This is a genomic window from Phytopseudomonas dryadis, assembly GCF_004327355.1.
Taxonomy (GTDB): domain Bacteria; phylum Pseudomonadota; class Gammaproteobacteria; order Pseudomonadales; family Pseudomonadaceae; genus Aquipseudomonas; species Aquipseudomonas dryadis.
In genome coordinates this window covers 1-11,936 of sequence record NZ_QJUM01000020.1, presented here as the reverse complement: position 1 = coordinate 11,936, position 11,936 = coordinate 1, and the positions used below count along the sequence as shown (strand labels likewise).

Here is an 11,936-nt window from a genome sequence, read left to right as displayed (position 1 = left end):
AAGGCAGGTGCGAAGTCGGAGAGACGTTAGTTATGGGAACTGCAGGTGCCACCGTCTCTGTGGCGGGCCGGGCGTCAGTGCCGCCAGGTCGGGTCTTGCTTGTCGAGCAGGCGCTGGATCGCCGCGAAATGGGCCTCGGCATAGAGCTCGGCCTGTGCCTGAAAATCCGCACTGACGCGCTCGGCCTGCTGTTCGGAAATCAGTGCCAGCGGTCGCCCACAGGACTGCGCCAGCACCTGAACCTGGGCGGCACGCTCCAGGTAATAGAGGTTGTCGAAGGCCAGGGCCACGCTGGCTCCGATGACCAGGGGGCCATGGCACTGCAGCATCAGCACTGATTTGTCGTCCAGCAGCCCCGCCATGCGCGCGCCCTCGGCGTCGTCCAGGGCAAGACCGTTGAAGCCGCCGAACTCGTCGTCATAGGCGATACGACCATGGAAGCGCACCGCGTTCTGGTGGCACAGCTCCAGACGGCCCCGCTCGGTGCCAAGAATGGCGCAGGCATAAGGCATGTGGGTGTGCAGCACGCATACCGCCCGGGCATTGGCGCGGTGAATGCTGGAGTGGATGTGGAAGGCGCTGGCCTCGACCTCGCCCTGCCCGGCGACCACCCTGCCCTCGCCATCGAGCAACAGCAGGTCGCTGGCACGCATCTCGGCGAAATGCACGCCGAAGGGATTGATCAGGTAATGATCCGCAAGACCCGGCGCCATCACGCTGAAATGGTTGCAGGTGCTCTCGTGCAGGCCGAGCTCGGCCGCCCAGCGGAATGCGGCAGCCAGTTGCTGGCGTCTTTGCTGGATCTCCGGTGAATCGAACAAGGATTGGCTCATGGATACCTCTACAACGATCGGTGGGTGAAACAGTTCAGGCGAAGAGCAGCTCGACGCCGCGCAGGTTGGGGAACTCGTACAGCGGCCTGGGCGCAGCGTCTCCTTGGTGTTCACTGCACTCGGCTGATGGCCTGATCCAGCAGATCCAGGCCGAGGTCGATTTCGACCTCGCTCACGGTGAGCGGCGGGGCGATGCGGAATACCCCGCCCATGCCCGGCAACTGGACGATGTTCATGCTCAGGCCGAGGTTCATGCATTCTCGCGTGATCGCCGCACCGAGATCGGAAGCCGGTTCCTTGGTTCGCCGATCCTTGACGATCTCCAGCCCCAGCAGCAGGCCGCGACCGCGCACGTCGCCGATGCACTCATGGCGCGCCTGCAGGGCCCGCAGACCATCCTTCAGGCGCTTGCCCATGGTATTGGCGCGGCCGACCAGGCCATCGCGCTCGACCACCTCCAGCACCTTCAAGCCGACCGCCGCGGGCAGCGGGTCGGAGACGTGCGTGGTATAGAACAGGTAGCCCAACTCGTGGGCGCGCTCCTCGATCGCCGCCGAGGTGACCACCGCCGCCAGCGGCAGGCCGGCGCCAAGGGTCTTGGACAGGGTCAGGATGTCCGGGGTGACGCCCTCGCGCTCGCAGGCGAACAGCATCCCGGTGCGGCCGATGCCAGTCTGCGCCTCGTCGAGGATCAGCAGCATGCCGCGCTCCTCGCACTTCTTCTTCAGCGCCGCCATGTAGCCGTCGGGCAACTCGATGATGCCGCCGGAACTGAGGATCGGCTCGGCGATGAAGGCCGCCAGGCTGCCGCTGGACTGGCGGTCGATCAGCTCGAAGGCGTAGTCCAGCTCGGCCAGGTAATCGTATTCGCCGTTGCGCTCGAAGCGTGGGCGGTAGGGGAACGGCGCCGGAATGGCGAAGGAACCCACCGCCGCCGGGCCGACACCGCGACGCCCGGCGCTGTACGTCGCGGAAGCAGCGGCGCCGGTCATGCCGTGCCAGGACTGGGCAAAGCCGACGATCTCGTACTTGCCGGTGACCAGCTTGGCCATGCGAATCGCCGCTTCGTTGGACTCCGCCCCGGTGCTCAGCAGCAGCGCGCGGTCGAGGCCCGCCGGGGTCTTCTCCGCCAGTTTCGCGGCCAGCTCCACCACCGGCCGCGAGAGCATGCCACTGAACAGGTGGTCGAGGCGGTGGGCGTACTCGCCGACCACCGCGGCAATGTCCGGATGGCTATGGCCGAGCACGGCACTCATCTGCCCGGAGGTGAAATCCAGGATCGGCCGATCGTCTGCGTCGAAGACAAAGCTGCCTTGCGCCCGCTCGATGATCAGCGGTGCGAATTGTCCGCCGTAGCGGATCAGGTGCTTGCGCGCATTTTCCCAGAATACCGGCTCCAGATTCCCCGACACGTCCATTCCCTCCACAAGTAATTACTCAAGAGCTTGCAGATTAGGCGCAGAAATGCATTTATTAAATCTAATACTTTTTATATGAGACTTAAGGAGTGTTTATATCTTGGGAGTATCTCTCGATATCGAACTGCTGCGTTCCTTCGTGATCATTGCGGAAACCCGTGCCCTGTCCCGCGCCGCGGATCGCGTGGCCCGAACCCAGGCGGCCCTGAGCCAGCAGATGAAGCGGCTGGAGCAATGCGTCGGCCAACCGCTACTGCATCGCACCGGCCGAGGCGTGGTGCTCACCCAACAGGGGGAGCAATTACTGATTCACGCCCACCGCATTCTGCGCTGCCACGACGAGGCATTGGCCGAGTTGTCGGATCGAGGCCTGAGCGGCACGCTCAGATTCGGTTGCCCGGACGACTACGCCACGATCTTTCTGCCCGCACTGCTGAGAGGATTCGCCAGACGCCACCCCCTGGCCCAGGTGGAAGTCGACTGCGCGCCCACGCCGCGACTGCGCGAGCGCCTCGCACAGCACACCGTGGATCTGGCCCTGGTGTCGTGGCCGGAGGGCGAACGTCCCGAGGCCGTCATCCGCCGCGAACCCCTGGTGTGGGTCGGCCACCCCACCACGTCCGCACTGGACTTCGATGTCCTGCCGCTGGCGCTGTCCCATCCCGACACCCTGGATCACCTGGCCGCCTGCCACGCCCTGCGCGCAGTCGCTCGTCCTTTCCGTATCGCCTACGCCTCCAGCAGTCTGGCCGGCCTGACCGCGTTGGTGCGCTCAGGCCAGGCCATCGCGGTCATGACCCAGACGGCGGTTCCCGACGACCTGCAGATCCTGCAGACCGGCGCGGCCTTGCCACCATTGCCCAGCGTGGGCATTGCCCTGGAATACGATCATGAACCGCCCTCCCTGCTGGTCGAGGCATTCGCCCAACACGTGCAGGCGTCCCTGCCGGATCTCTAGTGCCCCATCACAGAGCCAATGTCGTATCCGAGCGAACGGGCCGAGTGGTTGCTCAAAGGCGCAAGCTGCTGTGCATCGCTTACGGGGTGCTGAAATCCGGCAAGCCGTTCAACCCTGAACTCACCCTTGCGAAGTGAGGCTCAAGACGGTATCTACGCCCTGTGGCTGTGGGAGGGGCCAGGCGGCGATCCGCTTTAGCCGCGAGCTCTTTGCGCCCTTGACGGACCAATAGCGGCTAAAGCCCCTCCCACGCAGACTGCAGTGTCCGCTACCGCCTTTACTTGCCGCTTGAAGGGGGCGGCCATCCGCCTTGCAGCTTATGGCTGCCTGCCATCCCCCATTACGATTGCCCCGTTCGCCGCCCCGGGCACATCGACCACCCTGGCCGACACATGACCCCGCGACGGACAGCGACAGGCCTGGTGCCGCCCATGGCCACGGATGCGAACGCCGAGCCTGCCATGAACGGCGATCGGTTGTATCCTGCCACCCCGTCATAGCCACTCTGCTCACAAGGACAACGGCATGCCCGCAGCGCAAAAACTCCTCGTGCTCTACACCGGCGGCACCATCGGCATGCAGATGAGCGCCGCCGGCCTGGCCCCGGCCTCCGGTTTCGAGGCTCGTCTGCGCGAGCAGCAGGCCCGGCACGCGCAATCGGCGTTGCCGAACTGGATCTTCCGCGAGCTGCTGCCACCGATCGACAGCGCCAACATGAACCAGGGCCACTGGCTGGCGATGGTCGCGGCGATTCGCCAGGCCATCGAACGGGACGGCTGCGACGGCGTGCTGGTGCTGCACGGTACCGACACCCTGGCCTACAGCGCCACCGCCCTGAGCTTCCTGCTGCTGGGCCTGCCGGTGCCGGTGCTGCTGACCGGCTCGATGCTGCCGGCGGGCAGCGAAAACAGCGACGCCTGGCCCAACCTGTTCGGCGCCCTGCGGGTGCTGGCCGCCGGCGCTCCCAGCGGCGTGCACCTGTTCTTCAACGGTGCGCTGCTGCATGGCGCCCGGGTCGGCAAGCTGCGCAGCGATGCCTTCGATGCCTTCCAGGTGCTGCCACGCCGGCGCCAGGGCGAACGCCTCGAGGCGCTGCCGGCGCAGATCGATTACCGCCAGCCGCGCCAGCCGGTCAACCTCGCGCTGCAGCCGCTGTTTCCCGGCCTGCGCGCCGCCCACCTGCGGGCTCTGCTCGACAGCGGCGTGCAGGGTCTGCTGCTGGAGTGCTACGGCAGCGGCACGGGGCCCAGCGACGACGCCGAACTGCTCGAGGTGCTGCGCCAGGCCCATGCCCGGGGCGTGGTATTGGCCGCCATCAGCCAGTGCCCCCAGGGGCATGTCGAGTTCGGCGTGTATGCGGCGGGCAGCCAGTTGGCGGCGGTCGGCCTGGTATCCGGCGGCGGCATGACCCGCGAGGCGGCACTGGGCAAGCTGTTCGCCCTGCTCGGCGCCGGCTTGCCGCAGGCCGAAGTGGAACGTTTGTTCGCGCTCGATCTGTGCGGTGAATGCGCCGCAGACTGACCGTCAACTCTCCGTAACATCATGTGGGCATAGTCGCTGGCCTTATTACTCCAACGACTGGTGCCCCATGTCTCGACTGAACCCGCTGTTGCACCCGCTCCCTCTGGTAATCGCCCTGCAGGCCGCCCTCGCCGGCCAGGCCGTCGGGGCCGATTTCACCATCGCCACGGGCAGCACCGTGACCACCACGCAGACCCTGCCCGATACCGGCACCGTCGAACAGGGCGGCACCTTGAGCACCAGCGGCAGTAGCGTGGCGGTCAACGTCCTGACCGGCACCTCGGTACTGAACAACGCCGGCACCATCGCGCAGACCGGCAGCGGCCGCGCCATCGATGCCAACGCCGGCACGCCGATCCTGACCATCAACAACGCAAGCAGCGGCGCGATCAGCTCCAACAGCGCCGCGGCCATCCGCCTCGCCCGCGCCAACGGTCAGTACCTCATCAACAACGCGGGCAGCATCAGCAGCGCCGAACGCGCTATCCATATCAACGGCGCCAGCTCGAGCCTGATCCTCAACAATACCGGCACCATCAGCACCAGTGGCAGCGGCGAAAGCGCCCTGCACCTCAACTCCGAGAACGGCACGTACGTCATCCACAACGCGGGCACCATCGCGCATACCGGCACACAACGCGCCATCGATGCCAACGCCAGCGGGCAGACCCTGATCCTCAGCAACGAAAAAACCGGCGTCATCAGCTCCAGCGGCGCGCAGACCATCCGCCTCAACAAGGAGGACGGCCACTACGTCATCGACAACCAGGGCACCATCGCGCAGGTCGGCGCCGCTATCGGCGGCGAACGCGCGATCAAGGCCGACCTCGATTACACCAGCGAGCACAACCAGATCATCAACGGTGCCGTGGACAATCGCACGGCGGTGATCAGTTCCACCGGCAACGACGCCCTGCGTCTGGGCAGCAACTTCACCCTGACCAACTACGGCCATATCTTCTCCACCGGCCTGGTCAACACCAGTTGCCCCGACTACATGGCGGCCTCGGTAGGCTGCGGAGCCGACGTCTCCGCCGCCGATGGCGTGGCCATCGAGAACGAACGCGCCAACGTCGCCATCCTCAACCACGGCACCATCACCGGCCCGCGCCATGGCATCGACGGCGGCGACCCGCTGGCCTTCGCCGCGGACAGCAACCTGATCGGCCTGGAACGCCTGATCGTGCGCAGCGCGGACGGCAACGGCGTGACCTTCGACAAGGTGGTCGACGGCGTCACCACCGAGAACGTCCAGATCCTCAACCCGGTGATCATCAACTACACAGGTGGCGAGATCAGGGGCAAGAACGGCTCCGGCGTCGGCATCGACGGCCACGGCGTGGTGATCAACCATGGCCTGATCAGCGGCAACTACGCCGGCGCCGGCAACGTCTACGACCACGAAGGCGCGGGCCTGACCCAGGACAACGGCGACGGTGACGGCGTCGATATCGACGGCATCGCCTACATCGAGAACCACGGCCGCATCGAAGGCACCGGTGCCGGCGGCCTGGACTCCGGCGGCCACCCCAACGGCGCGGACGGCATCGCCGCCGGCGGCGGCACCCTCATCAACCATGCCGGCGCCAGCATCTTCGGCCAGGCCAAGGGCATCCTCATCGACGACGGCGCCGCCGGCTCCGCGGTAGCCAGCGGCCGTGGCACCAGCGACGCCCAGGGCGGCGTGGTCCGCATCGACAACGCCGGCAGCATCATCGGCGCGGACGAGGCCGCCATCGGCCTGGTCGGCGACTTCGACGACGTGCTGATCAACCATGCCGGCGGCAGCATCCGTGGCGGCCTCGACACCACCCGCGTCGACGAGGCCAACAGCACCACCGCGGCCGCCGCCGTGCAGATGGGCGGCGGTAACGACAGCCTGATCAATGCCGGCCTGATCGAAGGCCTCAACGGCCTGGCCGTGGATCTGGGCGATGGCGACGACAGCCTGACCGTGCTTTCCACGGCACGCTTCATCGGCAGCGTCGACGGTGGCGCGGGAATCGACAAGCTGGTGCTCGACGATGCCGCCGGCGGCCGTTTCGGCAACAGCCTCAACTTCGAAAACCTGGATGTACGCAGCGGTACCTGGAGCCTGGACAGCGACGACTTCAGCGCCAGCACGCGCATCTACAGCGGTGCCAGCCTGCTCAACCTGGGCACCCTGCAGGGCGATGTGCAGGTCGACAACGGCGCCACCTTCAGCGGCGGTGTCGTCGGTGGCAACCTGAACCTGGCCAGCGGCTCGACCCTGACGCTGACGGTCAGCCCCGCAGGCGCCAGCAATACGCTCAGTGTCGGCGGCGATGTCGCCCTGAACGGCGCCAACCTGCGCATCGATGCGCTTGCGGGAGACTACCCACTGCAGAGCAGCTATCAGGTGCTCCAGGCTAACGGCGCGATTACCGGCACCTTTGCCGATTTCAGCAGCAACCTGGCCTTCCTGACCCCGACCCTGCAGTACGCTGCCCACAACGTCGACCTGACCTTGGCCCGCAACGACCGCAGCTTCGCCGACCTGGCGCGCAACACCAACGGCCGTGGCGCGGCGCGTGCGCTGGAATCCCAGGGCAACGGCACGCTGTACAACGCCGTACTGACCAGCAGCAACGGCACTGCCGCCAACGCCATCGACCAGTTGGCCGCCAGCAGCAACGCCAGCCTCATGGCCGCCAGCCTGGCCGGCAACGCACAAGTGGCCAGCAGCATGCTCGGCGCCATGCAGCAGCTGGGCGGGACCGACAACCTGCAAGCCTCGCTGCTGCACGACGCAGCGCCACTGCTCGCCGCCAGCGGCGTGCCGAACGAAGCCCGCACCCTCAACGACCCGCGCGCCGAAGGGCGCCTCTGGCTGCAGGGCCTGGGCAGCCACGGCAAGCTCGATGGCCGCCAGGGCGGCCATGACCTGACCCAGGATACCCGCGGCGCGGTGCTCGGCGCCGACTGGGCGCTGAACCCGACCTGGCGTATCGGCGTGCTGGGCGGCTACGCCCGTACCGATGTGGATGCCGGCCCTGGCATCTCCAGCGATATCGACAGCCTGCACCTGGGCGTCTATGCCCTGCGCCAGAGCGGCCCCTTCGCCCTGCGCCTGGGCGCGGCCTACAGCCGCCACGACAACAGCGGTACGCGACGGGTCGACTTCGCCGGTTTCAGTGACCGCCTGCGTAGCGACTACAACGCCGACAGCCAGCAGGTGTTCGCCGAGCTGGGCTACCAGATGGCCAGCGGCCGGCTGCTCGCCGAACCCTTCGCCGGCCTCGGCTACCAGCGCTACAGCCACGAGTCCTACGATGAAAAGGGTGGCGCCGCGGCGCTGCATGTCGACAGCCAGAAACAGGACAACCTCAGCAGCACCCTGGGCCTGCGCCTGGCCCACCTCGGTACCCTGGACAACGGCATGAGCCTGACCCCGCGTGTCAGCCTGGGCTGGCGGCATACCTACGGTGATCTCGATAGCCAGGCCCGGCAGTCCTTCCTCAGTGGCGGCAGTGCCTTCAACGTCGAAGGCAGCGCCCTGGATCGCGACAGCCTGCTGGCCGAAGCCGGCCTGGATCTGGGCATCAGCAATGGCCAGAGCCTGGGCCTGGGCTACAGCGGCGAGTACGGCAGCCGCACGCAGAACCATGCCCTGGTCGCCCAGTGGCAGTTGCGCTTCTGATCGGACCGGGCAGCGCCCGGGTCGTCATACCGGCCCGGGCGTTGCCGCTGGCGTTGAGTTCCGGCGCCCGCGCATGACGCGGTGCCGTTCAGACCAGCCGCTGCGCCAGCAGCGCGATATGCTCCGGGCCGATGCCGCAGCACCCTCCCAGATGGCTGGCGCCACGGGCACGCCAGTCGGCCACCCAGTGCAGGTAGCCGGGCGGATCGAGATCCTCGCGCAGCGGGTCCAGGCCATCGTTGGCCGTGGCCTGCTTGGGCTGTGGCGGAAAGGCATTGGCATAGGCGCCAATGGCGATCTCCACGGCCAGTCCGGTCAAGGTCTCGCGCGCGGCGTCGATGGCCGCGCCGATGACTTCCGGCTGGCTGCAGTTGAACAGCAGCACCGCAACGCCCATCCCGGCGGCGGCCCTGGCGGCTTCGGCCACAGGCTCGCCGGAGCGCAGCCGAGGCACGCCATCCGTTTCTTCGTCCTGCAGGGTGAAGGACAGCCAGAACGGTTTGCCATCGTCCGGCAGATGGGCATGGATGGCCTGCGCTTCGGCGATCGCACTCTGGGTTTCCGCCAGCCACAGGTCGACATGCGGCGCCAGGCCCTGCAACAGCGGCGTCAGCACCTCGGCGACACGCTGCGGCTCGAACAGATCCGGACGGTAGGAACCGAACAGCGGTGGCAATGAACCGGCAACGCGCACCGGGCGGACGCTGCTGTCGGCGGCGCGGCGCGCCAGTTCGCCGGCACGCGCGGCCAGCGCGCGTCCCTCCCGGGCGAAGCGTTGCTCGCCGATATGGAAGGGCACCACGGCATAGCTGTTGCTGGTGATCACGTCGCTGCCACTGGCGATGTAGGCGGCATGCACCGCTTCCACCTGATCGGGCGCCTCGGTCAACGCCAGCGCCGACCACTCCGGCTGGCGGAAAGGCGCGCCACGGCGCTGCAACTCACGGCCCATACCACCATCGAGCATGACCAGGGGAGCTGCGCGCAGAGAAGTTTCCGTCATATATATATTCCTTAAATTCATTTGGACGGCATCATTTATAACTATTTAATACAGACTTCGTGCCCACCACAACCTGTTTCGCGTCTAAGGAGTCCCATGAAAAACCCTCTGCTCCCGGTCCTCGGGCTGACCCTCGCCACTCTCTGCAGCCAGGCTCTGGCCGGCCCCACTCTCGAGCGCATCGAGAAGAATGGCGAACTGGTCAACGTGCTGATGGAGAACTACCCGCCGTTCTCCTTCCTCAACGAGCAGAATCAGCTCGATGGCTTCGACGTCGACGTGGCCAAGGCGGTTGCCGACCGGCTCGGCGTCAAGCTGCGCCTGGAGACGCCATCCTGGGACGTGATCGCCGCGGGCCGCTGGAGCGGTCGCTACGACATCTGCATCTGCTCCATGACGCCGAGCCAGGCGCGCGCGCAGGTGTTCGACTTCCCGGTCACCTACTACGCCTCGCCGGCGGTGATCGTGGTCAATGCCGCGGATGAGCGCATCCAGTCGGCCAGGGAACTGTCCGGCCTGAAGGTCGGCGTCACCAGCGCGTCGTCCTACGAGAGCTACCTGAACAAGGATCTGGTCATCGAAGGCGCCGAAGACCAGCCGCTGGACTATCCCTTCGACGCCGTCCAGGTCGCCCCCTACGACAACGACACCGTGGCCTTCCACGACCTCGCCCTGGGCGCCGGCGTGCGTCTGGATGCCATCCTCACCAACCTGGTCACCGCACAGCCGCGCATCGACCAGGATCCGCGCTTCAAGCTGGCGGGCGAGCCGCTCTACGCTGAACCCAACGCCGTGGCCATCGAGAAGAACGATGCCGAATGGCGGGCCAAGGTCGAGGACGTCTTCGCCCAGCTGCGCCAGGACGGTACCCTGGCGGCCATCTCCAACAAGTGGATCGGTTCCGACATCAGCCAATGACGCCAGCCCCCGAAACCCCGCGCCCGCCACCGGCGGTGCGCGAATCGCCGTTGCAACGCCTGCTCGGCTTCCGTACGCGCCTGTACCTCACCTGGGCCGGCCTGTTCGCCCTGTGCGTGGCGTTCTTTCTCAGCTTCGAGCTGAAATTCTCGATCATCCTCGAGAAACTGCCCAACCTGCTCGGCGCCAACCTGGCGCCGAACGGTTTCCTGCAGGGCGCGGCGCTGACCCTGTTCCTGTGCTTCTGCTCGATCTGGGCGTCCCTGGCGCTGGGCTTCGTCACCGCCCTGGCGCGCCTGTCGAAGAGCGCCGTGGCCTTCGGCATCGCCAGCTTCTACGCCTCGTTCTTCCGCGGCACGCCACTGCTGATCCAGATCCTGCTGATCTACCTCGGCCTGCCGCAACTGGGCCTGGTGCCGGGCGCGATCGCCGCCGGGATCATCGCCCTGTCGCTGAACTACGGCGCCTACCTGAGCGAGATCTTCCGCGCCGGGCTGATCGGCGTGGCCCCCGGCCAGCGCGAAGCCTCCCTGGCCCTGGGTCTCAAGCCGGTGGTGATCTTCTGGCGGGTGACCCTGCCCCAGGCGATGCGCACCATCATCCCGCCGACCACCAGCCAGTTCATCGCCATGCTCAAGGACTCCTCGCTGATCTCGGTGATGGGAGTCTGGGAGGTGATGTTCCTGGCCCAGTCCTACGGGCGCTCGTCCTACCGCTACATCGAGATGCTGACCACCGCGGCGGTGATCTACTGGCTGCTGTCGATCGGCCTGGAACTGCTCCAGGCCCGCCTGGAACGGCATTACGGCAAGGCCTACCTGAACGGGCGTTAGCGCCTGGCTGGTATTCAACGCAGCAGGGCCAGCGACGCGCTGTCGCTTGCGATGCCGGCCCAGGCATCGCAGGATGGCGGTCGATCGACCTTCAGGAGAGCTGCCCATGACCGTCCGCATTCCCGTGGAAATCCGCGCCGTCAGCGCCGCCGACCACGCCGCCTGGCTACCCCTGTGGCAGGGTTACCAGCGCTTCTACATGACCGAGATCGACGCCGACACCAGCGCCGTGACCTGGCAGCGCTTCCTCGACCCGGACGAACCGATGTTCGCCGCCCTGGCCTGGCGCGACGGCGAGGCCATCGGCCTGGTGCACTGGCTCTACCACCGTTCCTGCTGGACCATCGGCGACTACTGCTACCTGCAGGACCTGTTCATCGCCAAGGACGTGCGCAGCAATGGCGTCGGCCGGCAACTGATCGAGCATGTCTATGCCGTGGCCAGGGAGGCGGGCTGCTCGCGGGTGCACTGGCTGACCCACGAGACCAACGCCAAGGCCCAACTGCTCTACGAGCGCATCGGCGACCGCTCGGGCTTCGTGCAGTACCGCAAGCTGTTCTGACAAGAACGAAATTGCGGTCGCGCCACAGGTTTTGCTGATTGGCTGCAACCCTATCGCGCCGAGGTCGGCGCTCCTACACGGGCTTTGGCTTGCCGCAATCCCGTAGATACTCTGTTAGTGGTCAAGCGTTTTTCAGGTGTTCATTGCTGAATAGCTCGGATGAATCGAAAGGCACACCGAGCTTCAGGCAAGCCCAGACGCCAGTCAGGTATTTACGCATGACTGCACA

The 11,936-nt window shown here is 66.5% G+C and carries 9 protein-coding genes; 6 read left to right on the top strand and 3 right to left on the bottom strand.

What is annotated here, in order from left to right:
* Nucleotides 1-74: 74 nt before the first annotated feature.
* Together DNK34_RS16755 and DNK34_RS16750 are read right to left on the bottom strand one after the other, a co-directional pair.
* Complete coding sequence (locus DNK34_RS16755; RefSeq protein WP_131176266.1) at nt 75-833, bottom strand: aldolase; 759 nt, start codon at nt 831-833, stop codon at nt 75-77.
* A 110-nt stretch (nt 834-943) separates the two neighbouring features.
* Entirely contained in the window at nt 944-2,245 is a 1,302-nt protein-coding gene (locus DNK34_RS16750; protein ID WP_131176267.1) for an aspartate aminotransferase family protein, read from the bottom strand.
* A gap of 106 nt (nt 2,246-2,351) precedes the next feature.
* Here DNK34_RS16750 and DNK34_RS16745 point away from each other — a divergent pair, with 106 nt between their 5' ends.
* The 3 genes from DNK34_RS16745 (at nt 2,352) to DNK34_RS16735 (ending at nt 8,391) form a co-directional block, all read left to right on the top strand.
* Nucleotides 2,352-3,209 (top strand): LysR family transcriptional regulator, encoded by an 858-nt coding sequence (locus DNK34_RS16745; RefSeq protein WP_131176268.1) that lies wholly within the window; start codon nt 2,352-2,354, stop codon nt 3,207-3,209.
* A gap of 525 nt (nt 3,210-3,734) precedes the next feature.
* The gene (locus tag DNK34_RS16740) at nt 3,735-4,730 is read left to right on the top strand and encodes an asparaginase (RefSeq protein ID WP_131176269.1); all 996 of its coding nucleotides are present in this window, start codon (nt 3,735-3,737) and stop codon (nt 4,728-4,730) included.
* Nucleotides 4,731-4,797: 67 nt separating this feature from the next.
* Entirely contained in the window at nt 4,798-8,391 is a 3,594-nt protein-coding gene (locus DNK34_RS16735; protein WP_131176270.1) for an autotransporter family protein, read from the top strand.
* A gap of 88 nt (nt 8,392-8,479) precedes the next feature.
* Here the strand turns inward: DNK34_RS16735 and DNK34_RS16730 are convergent, their stop codons facing one another.
* Nucleotides 8,480-9,394 (bottom strand): homocysteine S-methyltransferase family protein, encoded by a 915-nt coding sequence (locus DNK34_RS16730; RefSeq protein ID WP_131176271.1) that lies wholly within the window; start codon nt 9,392-9,394, stop codon nt 8,480-8,482.
* A gap of 96 nt (nt 9,395-9,490) precedes the next feature.
* Here DNK34_RS16730 and DNK34_RS16725 point away from each other — a divergent pair, with 96 nt between their 5' ends.
* The 3 genes from DNK34_RS16725 to DNK34_RS16715 all read left to right on the top strand — a co-directional run bounded on the left by DNK34_RS16725 (nt 9,491) and on the right by DNK34_RS16715 (nt 11,707).
* On the top strand, nt 9,491-10,312 hold the full coding sequence (locus DNK34_RS16725) for an ABC transporter substrate-binding protein (RefSeq protein WP_131176272.1): 822 nt from the start codon (nt 9,491-9,493) through the stop codon (nt 10,310-10,312).
* Nucleotides 10,309-11,145, top strand: a complete 837-nt coding sequence (locus tag DNK34_RS16720; protein ID WP_131176273.1) for an amino acid ABC transporter permease — start codon at nt 10,309-10,311, stop codon at nt 11,143-11,145. The genes DNK34_RS16725 and DNK34_RS16720 overlap by 4 nt, the downstream gene beginning before the upstream one ends.
* A 106-nt stretch (nt 11,146-11,251) precedes the next feature.
* Complete coding sequence (locus DNK34_RS16715; protein WP_207401606.1) at nt 11,252-11,707, top strand: GNAT family N-acetyltransferase; 456 nt, start codon at nt 11,252-11,254, stop codon at nt 11,705-11,707.
* Nucleotides 11,708-11,936: the final 229 nt, after the last annotated feature.

Bases quoted from the DNA above. Each gene is read 5' to 3' on its own strand.
- DNK34_RS16755 (WP_131176266.1), bottom strand. From the start codon at position 833: ATGAGCCAATCCTTGTTCGATTCACCGGAGATCCAGCAAAGACGCCAG.
- DNK34_RS16740 (WP_131176269.1), top strand. From the start codon at position 3,735: ATGCCCGCAGCGCAAAAACTCCTCGTGCTCTACACCGGCGGCACCATC.
- DNK34_RS16735 (WP_131176270.1), top strand. From the start codon at position 4,798: ATGTCTCGACTGAACCCGCTGTTGCACCCGCTCCCTCTGGTAATCGCC.
- DNK34_RS16730 (WP_131176271.1), bottom strand. From the start codon at position 9,394: ATGACGGAAACTTCTCTGCGCGCAGCTCCCCTGGTCATGCTCGATGGT.
- DNK34_RS16725 (WP_131176272.1), top strand. From the start codon at position 9,491: ATGAAAAACCCTCTGCTCCCGGTCCTCGGGCTGACCCTCGCCACTCTC.
- DNK34_RS16720 (WP_131176273.1), top strand. From the start codon at position 10,309: ATGACGCCAGCCCCCGAAACCCCGCGCCCGCCACCGGCGGTGCGCGAA.
- DNK34_RS16715 (WP_207401606.1), top strand. From the start codon at position 11,252: ATGACCGTCCGCATTCCCGTGGAAATCCGCGCCGTCAGCGCCGCCGAC.